Raw genomic sequence first — 26,326 nt, forward strand, 5'->3', positions numbered from 1 at the left:
TCATCCGTCTGGTTGATTAAGTTAGCACGCCGGATGGCAGTCGGCTAGGATGAGTTCGTGCGGAGATCACCGGGACCGGACGAGCGGCAGCGGGACGCCGAGCGCAGCAAGCAGCAGTTGCTCGACGCGGCGGTCGTCGAGTTCGGCGCACGCGGCTTCAGCGGCGCGCGGGTCAGCGAGATCGCGGCCCGGGCCGGCGTCAACAAGCAACTGATCTCGTACTACTTCGGCGGCAAAGAGGGGCTGTACCGTGCCGTCGCGGACGGCTGGCGCGCCAGCGAGCCGACGATCACCGCCGACGCGGAGACACTCGGCGAGGTCGTCGGCGCCTATGCCCGCGCGACGCTCGAGCAGCCCGACATGCTCCGGCTGCTGATCCGCGAGGGCGTCGACCGCGACACCGGCGGCAACGACGAGGACGCGCAGTACGCGCGCTTCCAGAACATGCTCGCCGACTTCCGCCGTCGGCAGGCGGACGGCGAACTCGCCGCCGACCTGGACCCGGCGTACGCCGGTCTCGCGCTGTTCGGTCTCGCCGCGGCGCCGGTCGTCTTCCCGCAGATCGCCCGCGCGCTCGGTCTCGACCCGGACGACGAGGACTTCACAACGAAGTACGGCGAGGAAGTCGCGCGCCTGGTGTCACACCTGAGGGACTAGAGCGCGCCGGAGATCGCGCGGTTGCGGAGCTCGGCCTTGTAGGCCTCGAGAGCGATGAGTTCGCCGAACATCCGGTTGTACTCGTCCGCGCGGTCGATCGGGTTGGTCCGCTGCAGCTTCGACTTCAGGTCCGCGATCCGGCGCGCGCAGGTCAGCTCCTGCAACCGCGCCATCAGCGCCTGCGCGTACTGCTCGTCGGGCTCCCGGCCGAGCCGCAGCGGGTCCACTGCGAGCGCGCCGACCACCGCGGCGGCCGGGTCGTTGCCGATGGCGTCGCGGACGGCGACCACCCAGGCCTCTCCGGGCGGCGCCGCGGACGGGCCGCCGACCTTCGCCATCGCGGCGCGGACCGCGCCGAGCCACGGGTGGGTGAAGTCATGGTCGTCGAGCTCGTCGAACGCGACCCCGACGAGCGCCGGGTACTGCATCGCGACCTTCAGCGCGTCCCACTCGATCACGAACCGCTGGTCGCGCGGCGACGGGACATCGGTACGACGGACCGGTTGCGCCGCATCCCCTGACGGCGCCGCGGGCTGCGCGTTCGACCGGGACGCGGCGCGGTAGACCTCGGAGCGCACTTTGTCCTCGTCCATCCCGAGATGCCCGGCGAGCTCCCGGGTGAACGCGTCGACCTTCGAGCGGTCGCGGATGCTGATCACCAGCTTCGCCGCCTCACGCAGCGCGTCGACGCGGGTGTCCGCGCGGTCCAGGTCGTACTTCGACAGCACGTTACTGAGCACGAACCGGTACAGCGGGACGCGCCGCCCGATCAGCTCGCGGACCGCCGCGTCGCCCTTCTGCAACCGCAGGTCACACGGGTCGAGACCGTCCGGCTCGACCGCGACGTACGTCTGCGAGGCGAACGCCTGGTCCCCCGCGAACGCCTTCAACGCCGCGCGCTGACCCGCCTCGTCACCGTCGAAGGTGAAGATCACCTCGCCGCGGAACTGGTCGTGGTCGAGCAGCAGCTGCCGCAGGACGCGGGCGTGGTCGTCGCCGAACGCCGTACCGCAGGTGGCGACCGCGGTCTGGACGCCGGCGAGGTGACAGGCCATCACGTCGGTGTAGCCCTCGACGACCACCGCCTGGCGGCCCTTCGCGATCTCGCGGCGGGCGAGATCCACGCCGTACAGCACCTTGGACTTCTTGTAGATCGGGGTCTCGGGGGTGTTCAGGTACTTCGCTTCGATCCGGTCGTCGTCGAACAGCCGGCGCGCGCCGAACCCGATCACGTCCGAGGACGCGTCCCGGATCGGCCACATCAGCCGGCCGCGGAACCGGTCGTACAGCCCGCGCTGGCCCTCGGCGGACAGGCCGGACGCGACCAGCTCGGCGTTCGTGAAGCCGCGGCCGCGCAGGTAGTTGGTCAGCGCCTCACCGCCGCGCGGCGAGAACCCGACCCCGAACTGCACCGCCGCGTCCTTGTCGAAGCCGCGCTTGTCGAGGAACTGCCGCCCGATCGAGGCCTCGGCCGCGCCGAACAGGTTGTCGACGTAGTACTCCGCGGCGACCTTGTGCGCCTCCACGAGGCGCGGGCGCTGGTTGCCCGGACCGCGCTGGATCGGCGCGCCGGAGTCGTCGTACCGCAGCTGGATGCCGACCTTCGACGCGAGCGTCTCGACCGCCTCGGAGAAGCTGATCTGGTCGACCTTCTGGATGAAGTCGATGACGTCGCCGCCCTCTTGGCAGCCGAAGCAGTAGAAGAAACCGCGCGACGGGGTGACGTTGAACGACGGTGACTTCTCGTCGTGGAACGGGCACAGCCCCTTCAGGTTGCCACCGCCGGCGTTCTTCAAGGTCACGTACGAACCGACGACCTCGTCGATCCGCGCGCGCTCGCGCACCAGCGCGATGTCCTCTTCCTTGATCCGGCCTGCCACCCCGCGAGTCTAGCCGGGCCGATCACGTAGGTTAACGGGTATGCCACGTACCCTTCGCCCAGGTCAGCGGTCCGAGCTGTACGTCGTCGACGTCGCGAGCGGTGACCGCCGGTCGGTGTTCAGCTCGGCGGAGGTCCTGTTCGAGGCGCCGAACTGGCTGCCGGACGGGACTTTGGTTGTCAACGGCAATGGGTTGCTGTTCCGGGTCGCGGACGGCCTCGAGGAGATCAAGCTCGGCGGAGTCCCGGCCATCAACAACGATCACGTCGTCAGCCCGGACGGGCAGACGGTCTACGTGTCGGCCGAAGACGGTCACTTGTACGCCGTGCCGATCGCGGGCGGAGCCGGGCGGCGGGTGACGAACGATCGCGGGCCGAGGTTCCACCACTATCTGCACGGGGTGTCGCCGGACGGTACGACGCTCGCGTACATCGGCCTCGAGTGGGTCGGCGAGCGGCGGGTCACCAACGTCTGGACGATCCCGAGTGGCGGCGGGGACGACGTACAGGTCACGAACGACGAGTTCGCGGACGACGGTTCGGAGTACAGCCCGGACGGTGAGTGGATCTACTTCAACTCCGAACGCGCGGCGCGGGCGCCCGGGCACGCGCAGCTGTTCCGCGTCCCGACGCGAGGCGGCGAGCCGGAGCAGTTGACGTTCGACGATCGCGTCAACTGGTTCCCGCACCCCGCGCCGGACGGCTCCGCGATCGCTTACGTGAGCTTCCCGCCGGGGATCGAGGGGCATCCCGCCGACGTGGCCGACGTACGACTCCGGCTACTCACCGCAGCCGGCGAGATCCGTGAGCTCACGACGCTGTTCGGGGGCCAGGGCACGATGAACGTGCCGAGCTGGTCCCCGGACAGCGCCGCGATCGCGTACGTCGCCTACCCGGTCTAGACCTCGGCGAGATCCACGGCGGTGTCGGCGAGGCGGGACGGGTCGACCTGCTTGCCGGAGCGGATCAAGGCGCGGACCGCGTCGAGGCCGGTGTCCCACTCGTTGACGTGCATGCCCGCGAGCAGGTGCCGGTCGCCGTCGAGCCAGAAGGCGAAGTACGCGCCGGACTTCGGGTCGCCGCGGAACACGACCTCGGTGGAGGTGCCGCGCGGGACCTCGCCGGCGTACTCCATGCCGAGGTCGAACTGGTCGGTGAAGAAGTACGGGATCGCGTCGTGGGACGCGTCCTGGCCGACCATCGCCTTGGCGACGGTCTTGCCGGTGTCGATGGCGTTCTGCCAGTGCTCGACGCGGACCGACCGGTTGTACAGCGGGTGGTCCCAGCGCACGACGTCGCCGGCCGCGTACACATCGGCCACCGACGTGCGCAGATCCGGACCGGTGACGATCCCGGAGCCGTTGTCGGGCGTCGCGACCTCGATCCCGGCTTCCTCGGCGAGCTCGGTGTTCGGGCGGACGCCGACCCCGACGACCACCAGGTCCGCGGGAACGACCTCACCCCCGGACAGCTTGACGCCGGTCACCTTGTCGGTGCCCTCGAAACCTTCGACGCCGGCCCCGAAGCGGAACTGCACCCCGTGCTGCCGATGGAACTCGGCGAACACCTCTCCGACCTCCGGACCCAGCACGGAGGCGAGCGCCGTCGCCTGCGGCTCGACCACCGTCACCTCGCAGCCACGCTCCCGCGCGGCCGACGCAGCCTCGAGCCCGATCCATCCGGCACCGACCACGACCACCCGCGGCTTGGCGGCGTACGCGTCGGTCAGCGCCTGCGACTCCTCGGCCGTCCGCAGGTAGTGCACCCCAGGCAGGTCGTTCCCCGGTACGTCGAGTTTGCGCACCCGGCTGCCCGTCGCGATCAGGAGCTTGGCGTAGGACACCTGTGATCCGTCGTCCAGCGTCACCGTGTGCGCGCTCGGGTCGATCGCGGTCACCGTCGTCCCGAGGCGGAGAGCGATGGAGTTGTCGTCGTACCACTGCTGGTCGTGGAGTTGTGCGGACTCGGTCCCGTCCTTGCCGAGCAGGACGCCCTTCGACAACGGCGGTCGCTCGTAGGGCAGCGCCTGCTCGCTGCCGATCAGCACGATGCCGCCAGTCCAGCCTTCCTTGCGAAGGGCCTTGGCCGCGGTCGCACCCGCGAGGCTCGCACCGACGATCACGATCTGCTCTGCATCAGCCATGAAACGACCTTAGTACCCCACGAACTCTTGCCGTGCGCGGCACGTATGGCTATTTTTCGGAGGACATAATACGTCCTATGTCCTCCTTGGAGAGTCATGCGCGTACTCACACCAGGCCGTCTCGCGGCCGCCGCCCTACTGGTGTTCGGAAGTCTCATCACCCCTACCGCTCACGCTGCCCAGCCTGATCAGGGCGACTCGGCCGCCCCGTTCGTCGAGGACAGCGTGTTGTTCCAGCAGAAGACCGAGGGTTACTCGTGCTTCCGGATCCCGGCCATGGTCCGGGCCGCCGACGGCGAGGTACTCGCGTTCGCGGAAGGCCGGGTCGCGGACTGCGGCGACGACGGTGACATCGACATCGTGCTACGCCGGTCGTCGGACGGCGGCAAGACCTGGGGACCGCTGCAGGTCGTCTCCGACGGCAACGGCAGCACCCACGGCAACCCGGTTCCGATGGTTGACGCCCGGACGGGCCGGATCGTCCTTGTGACGACACACAACGGCCCGCAGCCGTGCACCAACGGATGCGACCGCGACCCGTACGTCCAGACCAGCGACGACAACGGCAGCACCTGGACCGCCCCGCGCGAACTGACCGACGCCAAACTGCCGAGCTGGAACTTCTGGTACGCGACCGGCCCGATGCACGGCATCCAGCTCGAACACGGCCCGCACGCCGGCCGCCTGATCGTCGGCGCCAACTTCGAGACGTACGACGGAGTCGGCCCCCACGTCTACGGCGTCCACCTCTTGTACTCCGACGACTCGGGCGAGACCTGGCACATCGGCGCGACCACCTCCCGCGACGACGGCTCGGTGATCGCCGGGGAAGTCACGGTCGTCGAGCTGACCGACGGCCGCATCTACGCGCTGGCCCGCGAGCGCGGCACCGACCCGGGCAACCGCGCGTACGCGATCAGCAGTGACGGCGGCGCGACGTTCGACGCACCGTTCCGGACCATCCCGCAACTGGTGATGCCCGACGTCCAGGGCTCGCTGCTCCGCTTCAGCGCCCGCAACGACGGCGACGAGCGCAACCGGATCCTGTTCTCGGCACCGGCGCACCCCGCCGCGCGCGAGGTGATGACGGTCAGGTCGTCGTACGACGAGGCGCGGTCGTTCGGCACCTGGCAGCAGGGGAAGGTCTTCTACTGGGGACCGTCAGCGTACTCCGACATGGTTCGGCTGGACGGCGATCAGGCAGGTCTGCTGTACGAGGCCGGGGTCGCGAACCCGTACGAGACGATCCGCTGGGCACGCTTCAACGAGGCGTACCTGTCGACACCGAACGGCACGCCACCCGGCATCCCCGGTCCGCCGGCGCCGGGTCCGACAACGCCCGACACCGGCCCGGCGCACAACCCGGCGTACGTTCGCGGTGGCGCAACCGTTGCCGAAGGCAAGTTCGGGAACGGGCTGGCGCTGGACGGTGTGGACGACTACGTCGAGGTGCCGTTCGACCGGTCGATCGATCTCGGCGCCGACGACTTCACGATGATGACGTGGATCAAGTACGGCGCGACGACCGGATCACGCGCGATCCTGTGGGCCTATCGCACCGGCTCGGGTACGACGCCACAGGTCTGGCTCCGCGCCGAACCGGAGAGCAATCGCATCCGGGCGTTGCTGTCGGTCGACCGCTTCAACGTCACGGTGCAGTCCACGTCGGCGTACAACGACAACGCCTGGCACCACGTCGTACTGCAACGGGCCAACGGCAAGCTGCGACTGGTGATCGACGGCGCCGAGGTCGGCTCGGCGACGGCACCCGCCGGCTCGGTCACGGCCGGGAAGGAGTTCGGCGTTCAGGGCATCCATGTCGGACAGCGCGTGGACGGCGCCAACCGCTTCCAGGGCACGCTCGACGAGGTCCGGGTCTACCGGCGAGCGCTGTCGGACAGCGAACTGCAGCAGATCCGCAAGACGAACCGGCCGGTCTGGCCGCGGCTGGGTCTAGACCTGCCGTTCGACCAGGTTGGCATGCCAGGCCTGGGCTGACGGGTCGGTCAGGGACGCGACCTGATCGACGATTACGCGGAGGCGGGCGTTGTCGTCGCTCGCCTCCGCGAAATCGGAGCGGAACGGGACGTCGAGGTGCCGCGGCGCGGTCTTCCACAGCGCCTCGACAAGCTCGGTGAGCAGCACGCGCTGCGTCGCGCGGCGGGCCTGACGCTCGGGCGAGTTGAGGACGTGGAACATCCCGACGCCCTTCAGCAGACCGATCTCGGTGCGAACACCGTCAGGGACCACCAGATCGGCTTCGTACCGGATCAAGCGGGAGCGACCGAAGACGGCGTGCGTGGCCTGCTCGGCTGCGGTCGCGAATCGGCCGATCAGCTGGCTGGTCAGGTCCTTCAACCCGCCGAGCGCCCGGCGGCTGTCGTCGAACGCGGCGGCCGGCCAGTAATTCAGCGCCTTGAGCCGGTCCCAGCTCTCGTCCAGCTCGGCATCGCTTGCCTCCGGCAAATACATCTGCCGGACGGTCTCCCAGTACGGCGCCCGCTCGGCGTCGACCGCGGCGAGGTCGATGTGATGCGCGACGATCCCGTCCTCGACATCGTGCACGGAGTACGCGACGTCGTCGGCGAAGTCCATCACCTGCGCCTCGAGACAGCGCCGCTCCCCCACCCCTGGACGCAACCAGGTGAACACCGCGAGATCGTCGTCGTACACCCCGAATTTCCGTGCGCCGGGGCGCCGGGCCCACGGGTACTTCGTTGCGGCGTCGAGGGTCGCGCGGCTCAGGTTGAGGCCCACGCTGCGCCCGTCGGCGTCGAACGTCTTGGACTCCAGCCGGGTCAGCAGTCGCAGGGTCTGCGCGTTGCCCTCGAATCCACCGATCTCGGCGGCGACCTGGTCGAGCGCGCGCTCGCCGTTGTGCCCGAACGGCGGATGACCGAGGTCGTGCGACAGACAGGCCGCGTCCACGATGTCCGGGTCGCAACCGAGCGTCGCGGCCAGCTCGCGGCCGATCTGCGCGACCTCCAGACTGTGCGTCAGCCGGTTGCGGACGAAGTCGTCGCTGCCCGCCGTGACGACCTGCGTCTTGGCCGCCAGCCGGCGCAACGCGGCACTGTGCAGAACGCGCGCGCGATCCCGCGCGAACGCCGTCCGCCCCGGCCGCTTGACCGGCTCGGCGACCCACCGCTCGGCATCATGCTCGTCGTAACCATCATGCTGCTTCCTCATCACCACTCACAGTACCGACGGCGACCGACAGTTCGGCGACGTTCAGATGTCTATGCAGTACCGCATCCAAAGGACCCCGTCGGTGAAGACTTCGGTGCCGCTGTGCCGGAGGTGGAGCCGGCGGGTGTCGTACCAACGTTCACCACCGACCAGTACCGGATGGACGAGCAGGGCGAGTTCGTCCACCAATTCCTGGTCGAGGCAGGTCCGAAGGAGGGTCGGCGACTCCACGCGCACGGTCTGAACGCCGCGTCGGCCCAGCACTGTGAGGGCTTCCAGCAGGTCGACTTCTTCGTAGCCCGTCACCAACTCACGGGTCGTCGCGTCTGGCGGGCGGGCCGGTGTCTGGTCGGCGTAGAGGGCGAGTACGTCGGACCAGTAGCCGAGCTCGCGTAGCGACGTCCAGCTCTGCACTCGCGCTCGGCTGTCGACGACCGCCAGCAGCGGGCCTTCCGCTCGGGGCGCGCGCCGCGGTGCTGCGCGGACCGCGGATTCCTGGGCGAGGATCGTGTCCGCGCCGATCAGGGTCACGTCCTCCTGCCAGAGCGTCGCCAGCGCATAGAACCGCGCGAGGTCGACGTCGAATCCCGACGCCACCCCGTCCAGCGAGACCGCCAGCTGAGCCACTACATGAGGCCGCATACCGCCCAACCTAGGGAAGCCCACCGACAATCCATGGTTGCAGAGACTCCTCTGCAGAGATTACTCTGCAATTATGCGACGGATCGACGCCCGAAGCCTGCGCGGACTCGCCCACCCGCTCCGGATGCGCATCCTGGAGGCGATCGAGCTCGACGGAGCGGCGACGTCCAGCACGCTGGCGACCCGGCTCGGCGAGAACACCGGCACGATCAGCTGGCACCTGCGACTCCTCGCCGAGCACGGGTACCTCGAGGAGGACCCCGACCGCGGCACGAAGCGCGAGCGCTGGTGGCGGCTCCCACCCGGGCCGACGGTGCTCGACCCGTCCGAGTTCCTCGACGACCCGGAGACCCGGCGCTCCCTCGACGTGTACCTGCGCGATCTCGTGGAGCGCTACTACGACCGAGTTCGCGCATACGTCGACGAGGACTGGCCGGCCGAATGGCAGCACGCGGCCGGACTCTCGGACTGGCGCGACCTCAACCTGTCCCCGGAACAGCTGCACAATCTCAACGAGGAGATCGCGGCTGTCATCGATCGCTACAGAGCCACCCAGCCGGCGGACGGGGCCGAACGGGTGATCGTCCAGCTGCAGTCGTTCCCGCGCCGCTCATGAGCCTGCTGCGGACGCACCGCGACTTCCGGTTGTTCTGGATCGGCGAGACGATCAACCGCTTCGGCAGCGCGGTCACCGCGGTCGCGCTCCCGCTCGTCGCGATTTCGATGCTCGACGCAACGACTTTCGAAGTCGGTCTGCTGACCGCTGCGTCGTGGGCTCCGTGGCTGCTGATCGGCCTGCCGACCGGCGCCTGGATCGACCGGGTACGTCGTCGGCCGGTGATGCTGGTGTCCTCGGCTACCTCCGGTCTCCTGCTGGTGACGATTCCGCTGGCCGGCTCCTTGTTGACCATCCAGTTGCTGCTGGTGGTCGCGGGACTCGTCGGCGCCGCGGCGGTCGTCTTCCAGACGGCGTACACCGCCTATCTCCCGACGTTGCTGGACCCGCCCGACCACGCCGAGGGGAACGCGAAGCTGCACGGCAGCGCGTCGGCCGCGCAGATCGCCGGACTCGGATGTGGCGGGCTGCTGGTCCAACTCGCCGGTGCGGCCAACGCGTTGCTCGTGGACGCGGCGAGCTTCCTGATCGCGCTCGGCTGTCTCGCCGCGATCCGCTTCCGGGAACGCCGTACGACGAATCCTCGGCAAGCCGGCGCGATCCGGGAGGGCATCCGGTTCGTCGTCCACGACGTCTGGCTGCGGACGTTGACGATCTTCGGAGCCGTCTCGAACCTGGCGCTGATGGGTTATCAGGCGATAGCCGTCGTCTTCCTGGTCCGCGAGGCCGGACTCACCGCCGGCGCGGTCGGCACCCTGATCGCAGCGGCCTCCAGCGGCGGCGTCATCGGCGCCTTCGTCGGCCGCCAGGCCATTCGGCTCGGTACGGCGAGGGCGCTGCTGCTGTGCGAACTCGGCCTGCCGACGCTGGCGTTGCTGATCCCGTTGAGCGGCGCGAGCCCGTGGTTCTACCTGGTCGGCGCGTTCGGAGTCAGCCTGGGCGTGGTCGGTGGAAACGTCGTGAAGGCGACCTTCCTGCAGTCGTACTGCCCGCCGGATCTGTTCGGGCGCCTCACCGCGACGACTGCGTTCGTCAACTACGGCACCATCCCGCTCGGCGCACTGCTCGGAGGGGCGCTCGGTCAGACACTCGGTCTGACGCCGGCGCTCTGGATCACGACAGCCGGCGTACCGCTGGCCGGCCTGACCCTGCTCGCCTCACCGATCCGCACGCGCCGCGACCTACCGACTCACCAGGGCACCGCAGCGCCAGGAACGACAGCCGATTCCAGCCGGGTCCGCACGGCCTGACGCGCGTGCTCGTACGTCGTGTTGTCGTTGTGCAGGATCGACGCCAGGTTCGCGGCCTCGTAGTACGCGTTCAGGTCGAACGCGAGCTGCTTCGGATCACCCGCCAGCTCTCCGCGCTCGACGGCCTCGCCGATCGTGGTCTCGATCAGGTCCATCCACTCGCGGTGCACGGCGGCGAGCATCTCCTGGACGGCGCCGTCGCGCGCGGAGTACTCGTGGGAGACCTTCTGGAAGAAACAGCCGCCCGGGAACACCCGGCTCTGCGAGTAGTCGAGCCAGTGCCGGCTCAACGCCCAGACCCGCCCGAGACCGGGCTCGATCTCGAACGCCGGGAGCACCACGTTGTCGGCGTAGATCCGGCGCGCGGCCCGGATCGTCGCCAGCTGCAGCTCCTCTTTCGAGCCGAAGTGCGCGAACAGACCGCTCTTGCTGATCCCGAGCTCGGTCGCGAGCCGCCCGATCGACAGCCCCTCGAGCCCGTCCACCGACGCGATGTCCACCGACCGGCGCAGCACGGCGCGGCGGGTCTGATCACCGCGCACCAGCCGTCCGTCCACTTTCTCCACGAGTCCTGATCCTAGGTCTTGATTGACGCCGACCGTCTGACAAACTAATAATACGATCGTTCGTATAGTTTGCTGGAGGGGTTCTCATGCAGAAGCTGGTCAGTGCCGGATTGCAGACAGTCGGAGCGTTGTCACCGCGGATTGCCGGCAGGCTCGCGTTCGCGCTGTGGCGCCGGCCGCTCGCCCGCGGCCGGGTGCGCTCCGCGGAGCAGGCCGTCCACGACGCCGCGCGGGTCGAGATCGTCGACGGCGTCGTCACGTACGCGTGGGGCGACGGCCAGCGGCCGGTGCTCCTCGTCCACGGCTGGCGCTCCCGAGCCTCGCGGTACGCCGGCTTCGTGACCCGCCTGCTCGAGCTCGGGTACAGCCCGGTCTCGTACGACGCTCCCGCGCACGGCGACTCCGACGGCGCGGTGACGTCGATCCTCGGGCACCAGCAGATCATTCGCGGACTGGAGGAGCGGCACGGACCGTTCGAGGCGGTCATCGCGCATTCGCTCGGCGCATTGTTCGCGCTCTACGCCGTCCGGGAGGGCGTGGCCGCGAAGCGGATGGTGATGATCAGCGGTGTCGCGGACTTCGCGTACCTCGCCGACACCTTCTGCGCCGCCCTCAACCTGGGACCGAAGATCAACCGGGAACTGCGGCGATCGATCGAGCGCAGGTACTTCGACGGCGACGACCAGATCTGGACGCGGTTCTCGGTGCAGTCCGGCAAGCAGGAGCTCCTCGTGATCCACAACGACGAGGACGACGTGGTCGACCCGCGACAGGCTCAGGTGCTGCTGCGCGGTTACGGCGAGCGGGCGCACTTCCATCCCACGACCGGCCTGGGGCACCGCCGGATCCTCTCGGACCCAGCGGTGATCACCCAGGCCGTCGCGTTCCTGCAGGATCAGGACTCAGATGTCGCCTCAGATGTCGCGGAAGGTCTCGATCTGAGCGCCTAGCGAGTTGAGCCGGGCGGCGAGGTCCTCGTACCCACGGTTGATCACGTAGATGCTGCGCATCACCGACGTGCCCTTCGCGGCCAGCATCGCGATCAGCGTGACCACGGCCGGGCGGAGCGCCGGCGGGCACATGATCTCGGCGCCGGAGAAGTGCGTCGGGCCCTCGACCATCACCCGGTGCGGGTCGAGCAGCTTGACCCGGCCGCCGAGCTTGTTCAGGTCGGTCAGGTAGATCGCCCGGTTCTCGTACACCCAGTCGTGGATCAGCGTCTGCCCGGTCGCGGTCGCGGCGATCACCGCGAAGAACGGCAGGTTGTCGATGTTCAGGCCCGGGAACGGCATCGGGTGGATCTTGTCGATCGGCGCGTGCAGCTTCGACGGGCGGGTGGTCAGGTCGACCAGCCGGGTCCGGCCGTTCTCGGCCAGGTACTCCGCGCTGCGGTTGTAGTCGAGCCCCATCTCCTCGAGCAGCGCGAGCTCGATCTCCAGGAACTCCACCGGCGCCCGCCGGATGGTGATCTCGGACTTGGTGACGATCGCCGCGGTGAGCAGGCTCATCGCCTCGATCGGGTCCTCGGACGGGGCGTAGTCGACATCGACGTCGATGTCGGCCTTGCCGTGCACGGTGAGCGTCGTCGTACCGATGCCGTCGATCGTCACGCCGAGCAGGTCGAGGTAGAAGCAGAGGTCCTGGACCATGTAGTTCGGGCTGGCGTTGCGGATCACGGTGACGCCGTCGAAGCGGGCGGCGGCCATGATCGCGTTCTCGGTCACGGTGTCGCCGCGTTCGGTCAGCACGATCGGCTTGCCCGGCGCGATCGCCCGGTTCACCAGCGCGTGGTACTGCCCACCGGTCGCCTTCACCTCGAGACCGAACGGGCGGAGCGCGGTCATGTGCGGCTCGACCGTCCGGGTGCCGAGGTCGCAACCACCGGCGTACGGGAGCTCGAAGGCGTCCTCGCGGTGCAGCAGCGGGCCGAGGAACATGATGATCGAGCGGGTCCGGCGGGCCGCCTCGGCGTCCATCGAGCCCAGGTCGAGGTGCGCCGGCGGCACGATCTCCAGGTCACCGGCGTCGTTCAGCCAGGTGGTCCGGACGCCGATCGAGTTCAGGACCTCGAGCAGGCGGTTGACCTCTTCGATCCGGGCGACCTTGCGCAGCGTCGTACGGCCCTTGTTCAGCAGGCTGGCGCAGAGCAGCGCGACGCCCGCGTTCTTGCTCGACTTGACGTCGATGGCGCCGGACAACTGGCGTCCACCGACCACGCGAAGGTGGACCGGGCCGCCGCCGAGAGAGACAATTTCGGAGTCGAGTGCCTCGCCGATCCGGGCGAGCATCTCGAGGGTGAGGTTCTGATGACCCTTCTCGATCCTGTTCACCGCACTCTGGCTGGTGTTCAGTACTTCCGCCAGCTGCGTCTGCGTCCAGCCGCGATGCTTGCGGGCGTCCCGGATGAGGTTTCCGATCCGGCTCAGGTAGTCATCGGTCATGGCCCGGACCTTATCTCACATGTGAGATATCACTGCATCGACCCGCCGGTGCCAGCGTAGCGAATGTCACGCACGCGCCTTCGCCAGGGTCGCCGAGGACCCGTGTGACCTGGTGAAACGCACTCCGCCTACAGTTACTCCAACTCCCGCCGCCCTCCGGAGAGGACCCCAGCAGATGCCCGATGAGACCTCCGCCGCGGTGGCCACCGAGTTCGAGGCGGAGTCCTGGCCGCTGGAAGCAGCCGCAGACAGCCTGCACCAGGTGATCGAGGGGTTCCACAACGGCGACACCCGGCCGCTCGTGATCGGCGACGGCGACCAGCCGGTGCTCGTGGTGCTGGCGATCGCCGACCTGGCCGACTTCCGGTCGCGCATCGCGGAGCTGCTCGGGAACCCGGTCGACGCCGGCTGGCTGCGGTATTACCTGCGGTCGAACTTCGACATGAGCTCCGAGCGGCTGGTCGAGCTGCTCGGAGTGGACGCGGACCACGGTCTGTCGTCGCTCGCGAGTCAGGTGAAGGTCGAGCAGGCCGCGACGCTGATGCCCGACCACGTCCGTCGTACCGAAGCCGGCGGGAATCCGCTGATGCTGATCGGCGACGGGACGATGGCGACCGCCGCGCTGCTCGCGTTCCAGGCGTTCCAGGTGCTGCTCGCGATGGAGGGCGAGGGGAAGACCGACGACGACTCCTGCGCGCACGACGACGAGGAGAAGCCGACCACGCCGCTGGAAGTGCTCGCCGAGCGGATCGGTCCGGTGTCGACGCAGCTGGTCGCGCAGATCAACGCGGGCCGCGAGCCGGGCCTGCCGCGGTACGAGCTGCACTTCGAGGACGACCTGATCGAGCACCTGCGCGACCTCGAGACCCGCGCGCAGAAGACGCCGGGCGGCGGCGCGTACGACGAGTTGAACGCGCTGCTGCACCAGTTCGACCAGATGCGCAGCGGACTGGTCGCGGCCGAGGCGGACGAGGAGCCCGACGAAGCGCCGTACCTGGAGGCGACCGATCTCAAGGCGGCACTGGCGGACATCCGCGATGCGTTCCGCGACGGGACCGACGACCCGTACCTGATCGGTCTCGACGGCCGACCGATTGCCGGGCTGATCTCCTACGACCTCTACGAGGAGCTCCAGAAGGTCTCGGTCGAGATGGACGGCACCGACGAGGCGCCGGTCCTCCCGCTCCCCGCGCCCCGCTGGGAGAACGGCCCGCGGCTGGTGCCGTTCGAGCTCGCGCTCGAGATGTGCGAGGCGGTCATCGAGGACCTCACCAACGGCGAGGCCTCGATGCTGTTCATCGCCGACGAGGACAACGATCCAGAGCTCGTCCTCGCTCCCCTGGCCTGGCTGTGGGCGTACGTCGATCACCTGGACCTGGAGAACGCGGAGGGCTGAGCCACGCTGCGAGACCGCCTGCAGTGAAACCGCGGGATGTCACTCTGATGGTGTGAACCGTCCACTGTCCGCTGCGGCGTTGACGGTCGTCGCATGCCTGGTGACGGCCGGATGCTCGGCACCGGGGCATGTCGCGGTCACCGTCGATCAGGCAGTCACGCTCGCTGACCAGCAGGTGCACCTGAAGGTCACCGGTCTACCCGCTCAGAAGCCGGTGACTGTCGGCGCGGACGCGGTGAACCGCGACGGGAAGAAGTGGCACGGCGAGGCGACGTTCACCGCTGACAAACACGGCACCGTCGACCTCGACTCAACCAAGCCGACCAGCGGCAGCTACCAGGACACCGACGGCATGGGCCTGTTCTGGTCAATGAACCCACCGGACGGAAGCCCGGACGACCAGTCGTACATCCCGCCGCTCGAAAACGGCAGTCCGATCGAACACGTCGACCTCTTCGTCGACCGCCACGGCAAGCACCTCGGGCGTACGACGATCACGCGGACGTGGACGTCCCCCGGCGTGACCGCGCAGCCGCTCACGATGGCGAAGGACAAGCTCACCGGCCTGTACGTCGCCCCGAAGCCGGACGGCGCGCGGCATCCCGCCGTACTGTTCCTCGGCGGTTCTGAAGGCGGGATGCCGCCACCTGCGAGCACTTACCTGCTGGCAGCGCACGGGTATCCGGTGCTCGAGGTGGCGTACTTCCACGCGGCCGGCGTACCGCAGGAGTTGCGTGACATCCGGCTCGAGTACTTCGCCGCCGCGGCGCAATGGCTGCGCCAGCAGCCGGCGGTCGACCCGGCACACGTCGTGGCGCTCGGCACGTCGTTCGGCAGTGAACCTGCCCTGCTCGTTGCCGACCATTTCCCGGCGCTCGTACACGGGGCGATCCTGTTCGCACCAGGCGCCGCGGTCACCGGATCCTTCCCGCATCCGGGCGGCTCGGCCTGGACGTACCGAGGCAAGCCGTTGCCGGTGGACGACCCGATCCCGGTCGACGGTGTGAACGGGCCGGTCCTCGCGGTCGCCGGCGGCAGCGACCTGACGTGGGCCTCGAAGCAGTCGGCGGAGTTGATCATGCAGCGGCTCGACGAGGTGCACGGCAAGTTCCCGCACACTGCGGTGATCGTCGACGGAGCCGGCCACGGTGTCGGCGGAGCGCCGTACCTGCCGCGCGGCACGACGATCGACCACCCGATCGTCGGTCCCTTCGATCTGGGCGGCAGCCGCCCCGCCAACGAATCCGCGCTGCTTCAGGGATGGACGAAGACGCTGGCGCTACTCAGCTCGCTCCGTCGCTGAACGGAAAGAGGGACTGCCGCTCGGCGAGGGTGGCGATCTCGTAGACGTTGGCCGCGACTCAGCTCACTTCTCTCCGAACGGGAACAGGGACTGCCATTCGGCGAGCGTCGCGATCTCGTAGACGTTGGCCGGGGTGTACGGGTCTTTGGCGAGGATGTCGCGGAGCTCGGCCTCGTCGGCGACGTCGTACACGAGCAGGGCGCCGGTCTGGTCGGCGAACGGGCCGGCGGCGACGAGCTTGCCCGCCTCCCGCAGGGACGCGAGGTACTCGCGATGGGCCGGACGGACCTCCATCCGGCGGTCGGTCTGGGCGACGTCGAAGCGCAACTGCACGACATATTGAGCCATGGCCAGAAGCCTACAACGGCCTTGGAAACAAGGAGATTGGTGCGGGGAAGGGAGTCGCGAGCCGCCACAGCGGCTGGTTCAGGTCAGACCCGAAAGTCGACGAGCGATCTCCCTTCCCGCCCGGATATTCTCACCAGGTCACGCACCGCTACGCAAGGGGTTGGTTAAGGAAATTCCTACGGACAGTTGGTTGAGGTAACGCTTCGTGATGGAACCGCCAGCGGCGTCGATCCGAGCGCCGATGCAGTCGTACAGTCCGTCACGCCGCGGCGTTGTCAAGGCTCGATGACCCGAATACGACGACAGAAGTTCGAGATAGTCGGCCGTCGAATAGTCCGCATCCCAGACATACCTGCGGAACTCCACCGTCGCGAACAACCCCGCCTCCGCGAGCCCGGCCGGATCCTCCGGTACGTCGTCCGCCGCCGGCAACCCACCCTCGGTGGCATCGTCGGTGAACCGCTCGTAACAGGCCTGCACGTCGGCGAAGAACTGCGAACTGCCACCCGCCACATGATGCGTCGACACCACCGCGAGCGTCCCGCCCGGCCGCAACACCTGCACACACCGCTCGAGCCGCGTTGCCGGATCGAGCCAGTGGAACGCGGTCGCGGAGATGACGAGGTCGAAGCTCGCGGGAGGCAACTCCCACGTGTCGAAGTCCGCCACCACGACCTCGACCTGCGGGAGCTTCCGCTGCAACACTCCCGCCAGGTCCGGACTCAGCTCGACCGCCGTGACCGACCAGCCGCGCGCGAGCATCGCCGCCGTCGCCTGGCCGGTTCCCGGGCCGATCTCCAGCACCTTCGGATGCGCGCCGACGAGCCCCGCGAGGTCGTCGTACAACTCGCGGGGGTACGTCGGCCGGACGCGGTCGTACAGCTCCGCGTCCTCTCCGAAGGTCTGGCGCAGGGTCTGTCTGGTCACCCGGCCAATGCTGCCCGGCCGGCCTCCAAACGGGCTACCGGAATACGGAACGGCGAGCAGGACACGTAGTCGAGACCGACCTCGTGGAAGAAGTGGATGCTGTCCGGGTCACCGCCGTGCTCGCCGCAGACGCCGACCTTGAGGTCCGGCTTGGTCGCCCGGCCGCGCTCCACACCGGTCCGCACGAGCGCGCCGACCCCCTCGCGGTCGATCGACTCGAACGGCGACACCGCGAAGATCCCCTTCTCCAGGTACGACGAGAAGAACGCGCCCTCGACGTCGTCACGGCTGAAGCCCCAGGTGGTCTGCGTCAGGTCGTTGGTGCCGAAGGAGAAGAAGTCGGCCGCCTCCGCGATCTGGTCCGCGATCACCGCGGCCCGCGGCAGTTCGATCATCGTGCCGATCGGGATCTCCTGCTCCATGCCGACCTCGGCGAGGACGCGTTCGACCTCGTCGCGCGCCAGGTGCAGTTCCTGGACGGCACCGACGAGCGGGATCATGATCTCGGGCTGCGGGTCCTTGCCCTGGGCCCGCAACTCGACGGCTGCCGACGCAATCGCCCGTACCTGCATCGCGAACAAGCCGGGGATCACCAGCCCGAGCCGTACGCCGCGCAGCCCGAGCATCGGGTTCTGCTCGTGCAGCCGCTCGACCGCCGCGAGCAGCGCCGCCTCGTGCCCCGGGTCCTCGCCGCGCTCGCGCGCCACCGCGACCTTCACCGCCAGCTCCTCCATCGACGGCAGGAACTCGTGCAACGGCGGGTCGATCAACCGGATGGTCACCGGCAGTCCGTCCGTCGCGGCCAGCAGCTCGAGGAAGTCGCCACGCTGCAGCGGCTCCAGCTCGGCCAGCGCAGCCTCCCGGTCGGTGTCGTTGTCCGCGAGGATCAACCGCTCGATGGACTCCCGCCGCTCCCCCAGGAACATGTGCTCGGTCCGGCACAGCCCGATCCCCTCGGCCCCGAACCGCCGCGCCCGCGCCGCGTCGTCCGCGGTGTCCGCATTGGTCCGGACGCCGAGCCGCCGTACCTCGTCGGCATGTGTGATCAACCGGTGCACCGACGCGACGAGCTCGTCACCCGCGTCGGGCGCCAGCGTGCCTTCGAAGTACTGCACGACCGGTGACGGGACGACCGGGACCTCGCCGCGGAACACCTCGCCGGTGGTGCCGTCGATCGAGATCAGCTCGCCCGCCTCGAGGACCGCGCCCTTCACCGTAATGGTGCCCTGGGCAACGTTCACGTCGAGTTCCTCGGCGCCGCAGACACAGGTCTTGCCCATGCCGCGCGCGACCACCGCCGCGTGCGAGGTCTTGCCGCCGCGGCTGGTCAGGATGCCCTGTGCCGCGATCATGCCGTGCAGGTCGTCCGGGTTCGTCTCCTTGCGGACCAGGATCACCTTCTCGCCCCGCTCGGCGGCCTCGACCGCGGCAGCCGACGTGAACACGACCTTGCCCGACGCCGCACCCGGCGACGCGCCGATCGCCTTGGTGATCAGGTCCTTCGAGGCGTCCGCGTCGAAGCGCGGGAACATCAGCTGCGCGAGCTGCGCACCCTTCACCCGCTTGAGCGCCTCGTCGGTGTCGATCACGCCTTCGTCGATCAAGCTGGTCGCGATCCGGAACGCCGCCGCCGCGGTCCGTTTGCCGACCCGGGTCTGCAGCATCCACAGCTTGCCGCGCTCGACCGTGAACTCGATGTCGCACAGGTCGCGGTAATGCCCTTCGAGCGCGGCCATGATCCGCATCAGATCGTCGTACGACGTCTTGTCGATCTGCTCGAGGTCGGCCAGCGGGACCGTGTTGCGGATGCCCGCGACGACGTCCTCGCCTTGCGCGTTCTGGAGGTAGTCGCCGTACACGCCGGGCTGGCCGGTCGACGGGTCACGGGTGAACGCGACACCGGTGCCGGAGTCCATGCCGAGGTTGCCGAACACCATCGAGCAGATGTTGACCGCCGTACCGAGGTCGGCCGGGATCCGCTCCTGGCGACGGTAGAGGACCGCGCGATCGGCGTTCCAGGACCGGAACACGGCCTCGGTCGCGAGGTCCATCTGGGTCCGCGGGTCCTGCGGGAACTCGCGACCCGTGTGGTCGTGCACGGCCTGCTTGAACGTCGCGACGAGACCCTTCAGATCGTCCGCGTCCAGGTCCAGGTCGTTGCGGGTGCCCTTGGCCTGCTTGGCGTTCTCGATCGCGTCCTCGAACACGTCACCGTCCATGCCGAGCACGGTCTTGCCGAACATCTGGATCAGCCGGCGGTACGCGTCCCAGGCGAACCTTGGGTTGCCGGAATGGTGCGCGAGCCCGTTCACCGAGTCGTCGTTGAGGCCGACGTTCAGCACCGTCTCCATCATCCCGGGCATCGACACGGCAGCCCCTGAACGCACCGAGACGAGCAGCGGATCGTCGGCCTGACCGAGCTTCTTACCCATCTTCTGCTGCAACAACGCGACATGATGATCGATCTCGTCGGCGAGGTCCGTCGGCACCGCCCCGGTCTCCAGGTACGCGCGGCAGGCGTCGGCGGTAATCGTGAAGCCGGGCGGAACCGGCAGCCCGAGGTTGGTCATCTCGGCCAGGTTCGCCCCCTTCCCGCCGAGGAGCTGCTTCATGTCCTTGTTGCCTTCGGTGAAGTCGTAGACGAGTTTCGGCACGGTCACTCCCTGGGTTTCAGGTGCGGCTGTCTTGCACGCGGGACGGTGACCCGCTGGCCCATCGACTTCGGCGGCGGGGGCGTGTTTTCAGAGTAAGCCCAAAAACCAGTCCAGTTGAACACTGGTCTCACCATGCCGACGTGACCCTGCCCACAGGTCGAAGGCCGGAAAACCCTTCCCCCATTGACAACGCGAGACAATCGCCGCATCCGACGACAATTCGCAAGCCACCCACTTCACGACGTTCCTGTCGGGTTTTCGACAGTTCCCTAGCCACCCCGACGGCGCCGCGGCAACCCACCACAACCAGCACCGATCCGCCACTTCGGGCGGCGCGCCGACTCCGCATTTGGCGGCTCCCTCAACAAGCCAGCAGCAGACACCCACCTACGCCCTCCAGCGGCTTCTCCCACGAGGGGATAACCCGTCGTGTTGGGGGTTCTCCGCTGGTACACCGACGAAGAACCCCCAACACGAACCCACATCCCCCGCGCTCGGGCCCGAATCCGCCGTACGCCGGCAGGAACAAGCACACCGCACGCACAGCAAGCCCCAGCAGACGCGCGTTCGGCGAGAACGTGGAGTCGGTGGGCGCCGCGGGGGCTGAGACAGGAAGTGGTGGGTGCGGACCTGTTATTACCTGTCCCAAGTCCCGGGTGCAGGTCTCAACCCCCGGGTGTCGGGGCGTGGTTAGAGTCCGGGGATGCGGATTGTTTCGTTGTTGCCTTCTGCGACTGAGGTTTGCTTTGCGTTGGGGGCTGGGGAGGACGTGGTGGGGGTGACGTTCGAGTGTGACTATCCGGCGACGGCTCGTACGCGGCGGATCGTTTCGGGTACGGCGTTGCCTGCGGGGCTGACGCCGGGTGAGATCGACACCGTCGTACGTCGGATGGTGGCGGCTGGGGAGGATCTCTACCACCTGGACGCGGGGGTACTGCGGGAGCTCGATCCCGAGGTGGTGATCACGCAGGATCTGTGCGCGGTGTGTGCGATCGATGTGGAGGATGTCGGGGAGGCGCTCGCGTACCTCGGGTGTCGGGCGGAGGTGGTGAGTACCGACCCACACACTCTGGACGAGGTACTGGAGTCGATCGCGACGATCGGGAAGGCGATCGGCCGAGACGCGACGGGGTTGGTGGCGAACCTCAGGACGCGACTGGACGCTCACCGAGCCAACTCGATCGGCGGCCACGCGGAGACAGCCAGCGGGCACGCGCAGGCAGCCCGCGGGGCGGAGGGTGGCGACGAGCCGGTGCGGGTTGGGTTGCTTGAGTGGACTGAGCCGCCGTTTGCTCCGGGGCATTGGTTGCCGGAGATGGTGGCGTTGGCGGGTGGGGTCGATGTGCTGGGGCGGGCGGGCCAGCGGTCGGTGGCGATCTCGTGGGAGATGGTGCGGGAGGCGCGGCCTGACGTGATTGTGGCGGCGCCGTGTGGGTTCGACCTCGAGGGTGCGGCTCGCCTGACCGAGGGAGTACTGCACGAGTTGCCGCCGGGTATTCCGGTGTGGGCGGTCGACGCGAACGGGTACTTCGCGCGGCCGGGGCCTCGCCTGGTGGATGGCGTCGACGTACTAGCTGCCATCCTCCGTGACGAGGCCCCGGAACACGCGATCAAGGTGCGTTAGAGCTTGCGGCGGGTTCTCAGGTAGTCGCCCACTACTGCGGCGCCCAGGCCGTCGGCGTCAGGGGCGAGGACTCGGCCGCTGCTGCGGCGGGCCAAGAGGTCAACGAACGCGTTGAGGCGTGGGTCGTCGCCCAGCCGGAAGACGGTCAGCGAGGCTCCGAGTTTGGCGAGTCGGTCCACTTCGAAGATCGTCTTGCGGAGAGTGGCCGGCTCGGGTGGGTAGGAGAACTCGGCGGTGCCGTCGGGCTCCAGGTGTGCGGTCGGTTCGCCGTCGGTCACCATCAGGACGACCGGCTGGGCGTCCGGGTGGCGACGGAGGTGGCGGCCGGCGAGGAGCAGGGCGTGGTGCGCATTGGTGCCCTGTTCCCAAGTGCCTTCCATGCCGATCAGCTGCGGTAGCTCGACAACTCCGGCGTACCGGCCGAAGGTGATGAGCTGGAGGGCGTCGTTGCGGTAGCGGGTCGAGATGAGTTGGTGCAGCGCGAGCGCCGTCCGTTTCATCGGCAGCCACCGGCCCTCTTGGACCATCGACCAGGAGGTGTCGACCAGCAACGCCACGGCGGCCCGTGCCCGGTGCTCGGTCTCGGCGATCTCCACGTCCGCGACGTCGAGCCGTACGCCACCACCGCCGCGATGAGCAGTCCGCAGTACGGCGTTGCGCACCGTCCGCGGCACGTCCCACGGCTGGGTGTCACCGAACTCCCACCGACGCGAGGAGCCACTCAACTCACCCGCTGCACCCGCGTTCGCCGCATCGCGCTCACCGGAACCACGGGCGGTCCGCAGTACGTCGGCCAACGCGGTCTGACCGAGTTGACGCAAGGCCTTCGGAGACAACTGCAGCGAGCCGTCGGGCGCCCGCTCGATCAACCCCTGATCGCGTAGCTGCCGCTCGAGTTCACTCAACCGGCGCGCATCGACCGTTGCCTCGTCACCCAATTGCCGCGTGAGAGCGTCGAGATCGATGTCCTCCAGTCGTGCACCCGGATAAGACTGCGCCAACTGCTCGGCGAGTGCGTCGAGCTCCGCGAGATCGGACATCGCCCGCGCGCCGTCGGCGAGACCGAGCGGATCGTCACCACTCATCTGCTCCGACCCGGACCAGTCCTCCCCCGGCCGCAGCCCTTGCAGCTGGGCATCCAGCTGCGCCAACTGCTGCGCGAGTTGCGGACTGCCGAACGCCTGCTGCGACAACTCCATCAGCTCGGCCCGTTGCTCGGGCGTCATCGAGTTGAGCATCCGTTGTGCCGCGGCCGCCCGCTGCGCAAGTACGTCGATCAGCTCGTCGACGTTCTGTGGATTCTCCGGGAAGAACTCCCCGTGCGCGGCCATGAACTCGTCGAACATCTGCGGTACGTCGGGACGCCCTTGCGCATGCGCCGCGAGCAACGCGTTGAGGTCGGTGAGCATCTCGTTGATCCGCTCGATGTCCTCAGGCGTGGTCTGCTGCAACGCCTCCTTCATGCCCTCGAACCGGGACCCGAGCAGCTCGCGCCCGAGCAGCTCACGGATCTCCTCGTACTTCGCCCGCGCTTCCGACGACTCCCATTGGTAGTTGGCGAGCTCGCGCACCGCGGCCGCCGTACCGGACGGGAGCGCGTCGAGCTCGGCCTCCTTGAAGCGAGCGTCGTCGGACGGGTTCGGGAACAGCTCGCGGCGCTCGGCCGCCAGTGCCTCGTCGAGCAGCCGCTGGACGTCCTGCAACGTGCCGTCGAGGTTGTGCCGCCGCTGGATCTCGCGGCGACGCTCCCACAGCCGGCGGGTCAGGTCGTCCAGGCCCTGGGTGTTCCGCGTGCCGCGCCGGAGCATCTCCTCCAGCGCGGACCGCGGTGACGACCCGTTCATCACGTCCCGGCCGATCTCGTCCAGCGCGTCCCGCAGATCGACCGGCGGCTTCAACGGATCGGGCCCGTCATGCCACGGCCCGTAGGACCAGCCTTCCGGAATCGAGCTCATGTCAGGCTCCGTAGACCGTTGTGTCTTCGTCAGCGTCCTTGGCGACGCGTTTCGAGAGATAGAGCATCTCGAGGGCGAGCTCGATGGCGGCGGCGATCCGGCCGGACGAGTCGTTCGGCTCTACCCCGGCCCGGGCGGCGACGTCGTGCAGCACCGGCAGCTCGGGCAGCGCGGCCAGTACGTCGCGGCCGGGCACCCGCTCACCGGTGGTCACAAGGTTGCCGTCAGCAACAGCGTGGGCCAGTGGGCTGAGGTCCAGACCGGCGAACCGTTCGCGCGCCGTGTCGGCCACCGACCGACGCAGCAGGTACTCGAGCAGTTCGATCTCGCGTCCCTCTTCACCGGGCTCGAACTCGAGCTTGCCGCGCAGTACGGCGGGCACCGCCTCGAGGTCGACCGGTCGCGCAACGGCCGGCTCCTCGCCGGTGATCGCGGACCGGCGCAGCGCGGCGGCGGCGATCGTCTCGGCCGCGGCGACCGCGAACCGCGCGGAGACGCCGGACCGCTGGTCGATCGACGTCGACTCGCGCAGGTGCCGGACGAACCGGGCCAGCACCTCCAGCAGCGGCTCGCCGACCTCGGCGGTGAACTCGGCCTCCTGCCGGATCACGTCCACCTCGGCGTCGATGTCGAGCGGGTAGTGGGTGCGGACCTCGGCGCCGAAGCGGTCCTTCAGCGGGGTGATGATCCGGCCGCGGTTGGTGTAGTCCTCGGGGTTGGCCGTTGCCACCAGCAACACGTCGAGCGGCAGCCGCAGCGTGTACCCGCGGACCTGGATGTCGCGCTCCTCCATCACGTTCAGCAACGCGACCTGGATGCGCTCGGCGAGGTCCGGCAGTTCGTTGATCGCGACGATACCGCGGTGCGAGCGCGGGACCAGTCCGAAGTGGATGGTCTCGGGGTCGCCGAGACTGCGGCCCTCGGCGACCTTCACCGGGTCGACGTCGCCGATCAGGTCACCGACCGAGGTGTCGGGGGTGGCGAGCTTCTCGGCGTACCGCAAGGAGCGGTGCAACCAGGCGACCGGCAGGTCGTCGCCGAGTTCGGCGGCGCGGCGGCGCGAGGCCGGCGTGATCGGGTCGAGCGGGTGCTCGGGCAGTTCGGCGCCCTCGATCACCGGGGTCCACTCGTCGAGCAGCCCGACCAGGGTGCGCAGCAGCCGGGTCTTGCCCTGACCACGCTCACCGAGCAGTACGACGTCGTGTCCCGCGAGCAGGGCACGCTCGAGTTGCGGTATCACCGTCCGGGTGAATCCGACGATGCCCGGCCACGGGTCGCGCCCGGCGCGGAGCTCTTTCAGCAGGTTGTCACGGATTTCGGCCTTGATCGACCGGGGAAGGTATCCGGCGGCCCGGAGGTCACCAGCTTTACGAGGAAGTTCAGCAGGTGCACTAGTCACAGGTGCGACGTTAGCTCGGTCACCCCAACCAGCACCTCCCATATCTCAGATTTACCGCTTGGGGGTGAACCGTCCCGAGGTGAACAGGTGGTTCGGCCGGAAGGTCAACGGCACCCAGGGATGCTCTGGGGAATACCGGGTGACGAAATGGTCGCCGTCCGCGGGTTCGGTCGGCCGCAGCTCGGACTCGTGCTCCGGTTCCTCGGCGAACGCCAGCCGGTCTCCGGTCGCCTGCTCCAGCAGCACCAGGCGGTCGTCCCGGCGCACGACGTCGAGCCGGACGCTCGTCCGTTCGTAGCGTCCGACGTGGCGGTCGTCGATCGGTACGTCGATCGGCTGCGGCGGCGCCGGGTGGCTGACACCCACATAGTGCTGGAAGACCTCGCTGGCCAGCGGCTCGAACAGGCGGGTGCCATTGCCGGAGTTCGTCAGCAGGCACATGATCAACCGGGCTTCGGTGTCGACGCGGAGGAAGGCGAGCTGCGAGATCGTCGAGCCGTCGTGGCCGAAGATGCGGCGGCCGTCCCAGTCGTAGATCCGCCAGGTCAGGCCCAGGTCGACGAACCCGCCGATCCCACCGGCGGACGGGACCTGCGGCTCCTGCATCGCGGCGTACCGGTCGTCGGACAGGTGCATCCGGGCGAACGTGAGGAGGTCGCCGGCACTCGCCGTGATCGTCCCGGCGGGGCCGATACTGCGCGGTAGTTGCCAGGTCTTCACCGACGCACCGTCGGCGGCGACGTGGCCTCGTGCCGCGCGGAACAGGATCGCTTCCTCGGGCAGCGTGACGGTGTGGGTGAGCTCGAGCGGTTCGAGCAGGCGGGCTTTCAGGGACTCGTCCCACGTCCGGCCGTCGAGTACTTCGATCAGCCGGCCGAGCAGCACGAATCCAGCGTTGCAGTACGAGTACGCCGTCCCCGGCGCGAACAACTGGTCGACGCCGGCGAGCAGAGCGACGTACCGCTGCAGGCAGTCGTCGCCGCGGCCGGTGTCGGCGAACAGGTCGCCGTCGATCCCGCTGGTGTGCGTGAGCAGCTGACGGACCGTGATCCGGTCGTCGACAGGTGCCTCAGGCAACAGTTTGACCACCGGGTCGTCGAGCCGCAGCCGGCCCTCGGCGGCGAGCTGGACGATCATCGTCGCCGTCCACGGTTTGCTGATCGAGCCGATCTGGAACAGCGAGTCGGCGGTCGCCTCGACACCGGTCGCCGTGTTCAGGACGCCGTACGGCGTGATCGTCGTCGCGCCGTCGTGCCAGACGCCGAGCACCGCCCCGGTGACCTCGGCGGCCACCGCCAACTCGTTCAACCGCGCAGACCAGTCAGGCATGCGCCAAA

General features: G+C 68.7%; 21 protein-coding genes. 9 read left to right on the forward strand and 12 right to left on the reverse strand.

Annotated elements, in window-relative coordinates:
- The first annotated feature begins 57 nt into the window (after positions 1-57).
- Complete coding sequence (locus AC0662_RS25210; protein WP_478303626.1) at positions 58-657, forward strand: TetR/AcrR family transcriptional regulator; 600 nt, start codon at positions 58-60, stop codon at positions 655-657.
- On the opposite strand, the gene dnaG is transcribed toward AC0662_RS25210, so the two are convergent.
- The gene (gene dnaG / locus AC0662_RS25215; RefSeq protein ID WP_478303628.1) at positions 654-2,537 is read right to left on the reverse strand and encodes a DNA primase; all 1,884 of its coding nucleotides are present in this window, start codon (positions 2,535-2,537) and stop codon (positions 654-656) included. The two genes, AC0662_RS25210 and dnaG, sit on opposite strands and share 4 nt — an antisense overlap.
- A 40-nt stretch (positions 2,538-2,577) precedes the next feature.
- Between dnaG and AC0662_RS25220 the strand changes: the two genes are divergently transcribed.
- On the forward strand, positions 2,578-3,438 hold the full coding sequence (locus AC0662_RS25220) for a TolB family protein (RefSeq protein WP_478303630.1): 861 nt from the start codon (positions 2,578-2,580) through the stop codon (positions 3,436-3,438).
- Here AC0662_RS25220 and AC0662_RS25225 read toward each other — a convergent pair.
- Positions 3,435-4,679, reverse strand: a complete 1,245-nt coding sequence (locus tag AC0662_RS25225; protein ID WP_452198213.1) for an NAD(P)/FAD-dependent oxidoreductase — start codon at positions 4,677-4,679, stop codon at positions 3,435-3,437. The genes AC0662_RS25220 and AC0662_RS25225 overlap by 4 nt on opposite strands.
- 96 nt (positions 4,680-4,775) lie before the next feature.
- Here AC0662_RS25225 and AC0662_RS25230 point away from each other — a divergent pair, with 96 nt between their 5' ends.
- Complete coding sequence (locus AC0662_RS25230; protein ID WP_478303632.1) at positions 4,776-6,677, forward strand: exo-alpha-sialidase; 1,902 nt, start codon at positions 4,776-4,778, stop codon at positions 6,675-6,677.
- Here the strand turns inward: AC0662_RS25230 and AC0662_RS25235 are convergent.
- Entirely contained in the window at positions 6,633-7,868 is a 1,236-nt protein-coding gene (locus tag AC0662_RS25235) for a deoxyguanosinetriphosphate triphosphohydrolase (RefSeq protein ID WP_478303634.1), read from the reverse strand. The genes AC0662_RS25230 and AC0662_RS25235 overlap by 45 nt on opposite strands.
- A gap of 42 nt (positions 7,869-7,910) precedes the next feature.
- On the reverse strand, positions 7,911-8,510 hold the full coding sequence (locus AC0662_RS25240; RefSeq protein ID WP_452198219.1) for a dihydrofolate reductase family protein: 600 nt from the start codon (positions 8,508-8,510) through the stop codon (positions 7,911-7,913).
- Positions 8,511-8,583: 73 nt separating this feature from the next.
- On the opposite strand from AC0662_RS25240, the gene AC0662_RS25245 reads away from it, so the two are divergent.
- Both AC0662_RS25245 and AC0662_RS25250 read left to right on the forward strand, forming a co-directional pair.
- The gene (locus tag AC0662_RS25245) at positions 8,584-9,126 is read left to right on the forward strand and encodes a winged helix-turn-helix domain-containing protein (RefSeq protein ID WP_478303636.1); all 543 of its coding nucleotides are present in this window, start codon (positions 8,584-8,586) and stop codon (positions 9,124-9,126) included.
- Positions 9,123-10,376 carry an MFS transporter gene (locus tag AC0662_RS25250; protein ID WP_478303638.1) on the forward strand — a complete coding sequence of 418 codons (1,254 nt, stop codon included), beginning with the start codon at positions 9,123-9,125 and terminating at the stop codon, positions 10,374-10,376. The genes AC0662_RS25245 and AC0662_RS25250 overlap by 4 nt, the downstream gene beginning before the upstream one ends.
- On the opposite strand, the gene AC0662_RS25255 is transcribed toward AC0662_RS25250, so the two are convergent.
- Complete coding sequence (locus AC0662_RS25255) at positions 10,316-10,942, reverse strand: TetR/AcrR family transcriptional regulator (RefSeq protein ID WP_452198224.1); 627 nt, start codon at positions 10,940-10,942, stop codon at positions 10,316-10,318. The genes AC0662_RS25250 and AC0662_RS25255 overlap by 61 nt on opposite strands.
- Positions 10,943-11,028: 86 nt before the next feature.
- Between AC0662_RS25255 and AC0662_RS25260 the strand changes: the two genes are divergently transcribed.
- Positions 11,029-11,892, forward strand: a complete 864-nt coding sequence (locus tag AC0662_RS25260) for an alpha/beta hydrolase (protein WP_478303640.1) — start codon at positions 11,029-11,031, stop codon at positions 11,890-11,892.
- On the opposite strand, the gene AC0662_RS25265 is transcribed toward AC0662_RS25260, so the two are convergent.
- Positions 11,857-13,383, reverse strand: coding sequence for a helix-turn-helix domain-containing protein (locus AC0662_RS25265; protein WP_478303642.1), 1,527 nt, complete (start codon positions 13,381-13,383; stop codon positions 11,857-11,859). The genes AC0662_RS25260 and AC0662_RS25265 overlap by 36 nt on opposite strands.
- A 175-nt stretch (positions 13,384-13,558) precedes the next feature.
- Here AC0662_RS25265 and AC0662_RS25270 point away from each other — a divergent pair, with 175 nt between their 5' ends.
- Positions 13,559-14,779, forward strand: a complete 1,221-nt coding sequence (locus AC0662_RS25270) for a type II toxin-antitoxin system Phd/YefM family antitoxin (protein ID WP_478303644.1) — start codon at positions 13,559-13,561, stop codon at positions 14,777-14,779.
- Between the two features lie 52 nt (positions 14,780-14,831).
- The gene (locus AC0662_RS25275) at positions 14,832-16,082 is read left to right on the forward strand and encodes an acyl-CoA thioesterase/BAAT N-terminal domain-containing protein (protein WP_478303646.1); all 1,251 of its coding nucleotides are present in this window, start codon (positions 14,832-14,834) and stop codon (positions 16,080-16,082) included.
- Positions 16,083-16,145: 63 nt separating this feature from the next.
- On the opposite strand, the gene AC0662_RS25280 is transcribed toward AC0662_RS25275, so the two are convergent.
- From AC0662_RS25280 to ppdK, 3 genes are all read right to left on the reverse strand, one after another.
- Positions 16,146-16,430: a YciI family protein gene (locus AC0662_RS25280; RefSeq protein WP_452198234.1), complete on the reverse strand. Its 285-nt coding sequence runs from the start codon at positions 16,428-16,430 to the stop codon at positions 16,146-16,148.
- 138 nt (positions 16,431-16,568) lie between these two features.
- A complete protein-coding gene (locus AC0662_RS25285; protein WP_478303648.1) occupies positions 16,569-17,357 on the reverse strand; it encodes a class I SAM-dependent methyltransferase in 789 nt (262 codons plus the stop codon).
- Positions 17,354-19,969, reverse strand: coding sequence for a pyruvate, phosphate dikinase (gene ppdK / locus AC0662_RS25290; protein WP_478304210.1), 2,616 nt, complete (start codon positions 19,967-19,969; stop codon positions 17,354-17,356). The genes AC0662_RS25285 and ppdK overlap by 4 nt, the downstream gene beginning before the upstream one ends.
- Before the next feature lie 820 nt (positions 19,970-20,789).
- Here ppdK and AC0662_RS25295 point away from each other — a divergent pair.
- Positions 20,790-21,635 carry a TroA family protein gene (locus AC0662_RS25295; protein WP_478303650.1) on the forward strand — a complete coding sequence of 282 codons (846 nt, stop codon included), beginning with the start codon at positions 20,790-20,792 and terminating at the stop codon, positions 21,633-21,635.
- Here AC0662_RS25295 and AC0662_RS25300 read toward each other — a convergent pair.
- The 3 genes from AC0662_RS25300 to AC0662_RS25310 are packed head-to-tail and all read right to left on the reverse strand — an operon-like array spanning position 21,632 to position 26,318.
- Entirely contained in the window at positions 21,632-23,590 is a 1,959-nt protein-coding gene (locus tag AC0662_RS25300; protein ID WP_478303652.1) for a vWA domain-containing protein, read from the reverse strand. The genes AC0662_RS25295 and AC0662_RS25300 overlap by 4 nt on opposite strands.
- A gap of 1 nt (position 23,591) precedes the next feature.
- The gene (locus AC0662_RS25305) at positions 23,592-24,989 is read right to left on the reverse strand and encodes a sigma 54-interacting transcriptional regulator (protein ID WP_478303654.1); all 1,398 of its coding nucleotides are present in this window, start codon (positions 24,987-24,989) and stop codon (positions 23,592-23,594) included.
- 51 nt (positions 24,990-25,040) lie between these two features.
- The gene (locus tag AC0662_RS25310) at positions 25,041-26,318 is read right to left on the reverse strand and encodes a serine hydrolase domain-containing protein (protein ID WP_478303656.1); all 1,278 of its coding nucleotides are present in this window, start codon (positions 26,316-26,318) and stop codon (positions 25,041-25,043) included.
- Positions 26,319-26,326 lie beyond the last annotated feature (8 nt).

The organism is Kribbella sp. NPDC043289 (assembly GCF_056436705.1).

What these genes read in the sequence shown, in the direction of transcription:
- ppdK (WP_478304210.1), bottom strand. Translation starts at nt 19,969, where the DNA reads ATGAAGCAGCTCCTCGGCGGGAAGGGGGCGAACCTGGCCGAGATGACC.
- AC0662_RS25280 (WP_452198234.1), bottom strand. Translation starts at nt 16,430, where the DNA reads ATGGCTCAATATGTCGTGCAGTTGCGCTTCGACGTCGCCCAGACCGAC.
- AC0662_RS25300 (WP_478303652.1), bottom strand. Translation starts at nt 23,590, where the DNA reads ATGAGCTCGATTCCGGAAGGCTGGTCCTACGGGCCGTGGCATGACGGG.
- AC0662_RS25220 (WP_478303630.1), top strand. Translation starts at nt 2,578, where the DNA reads ATGCCACGTACCCTTCGCCCAGGTCAGCGGTCCGAGCTGTACGTCGTC.
- AC0662_RS25235 (WP_478303634.1), bottom strand. Translation starts at nt 7,868, where the DNA reads ATGAGGAAGCAGCATGATGGTTACGACGAGCATGATGCCGAGCGGTGG.
- AC0662_RS25225 (WP_452198213.1), bottom strand. Translation starts at nt 4,679, where the DNA reads ATGGCTGATGCAGAGCAGATCGTGATCGTCGGTGCGAGCCTCGCGGGT.
- AC0662_RS25240 (WP_452198219.1), bottom strand. Translation starts at nt 8,510, where the DNA reads ATGCGGCCTCATGTAGTGGCTCAGCTGGCGGTCTCGCTGGACGGGGTG.
- AC0662_RS25265 (WP_478303642.1), bottom strand. Translation starts at nt 13,383, where the DNA reads ATGACCGATGACTACCTGAGCCGGATCGGAAACCTCATCCGGGACGCC.
- AC0662_RS25250 (WP_478303638.1), top strand. Translation starts at nt 9,123, where the DNA reads ATGAGCCTGCTGCGGACGCACCGCGACTTCCGGTTGTTCTGGATCGGC.
- AC0662_RS25260 (WP_478303640.1), top strand. Translation starts at nt 11,029, where the DNA reads ATGCAGAAGCTGGTCAGTGCCGGATTGCAGACAGTCGGAGCGTTGTCA.
- AC0662_RS25245 (WP_478303636.1), top strand. Translation starts at nt 8,584, where the DNA reads ATGCGACGGATCGACGCCCGAAGCCTGCGCGGACTCGCCCACCCGCTC.
- AC0662_RS25230 (WP_478303632.1), top strand. Translation starts at nt 4,776, where the DNA reads ATGCGCGTACTCACACCAGGCCGTCTCGCGGCCGCCGCCCTACTGGTG.
- AC0662_RS25310 (WP_478303656.1), bottom strand. Translation starts at nt 26,318, where the DNA reads ATGCCTGACTGGTCTGCGCGGTTGAACGAGTTGGCGGTGGCCGCCGAG.
- AC0662_RS25270 (WP_478303644.1), top strand. Translation starts at nt 13,559, where the DNA reads ATGCCCGATGAGACCTCCGCCGCGGTGGCCACCGAGTTCGAGGCGGAG.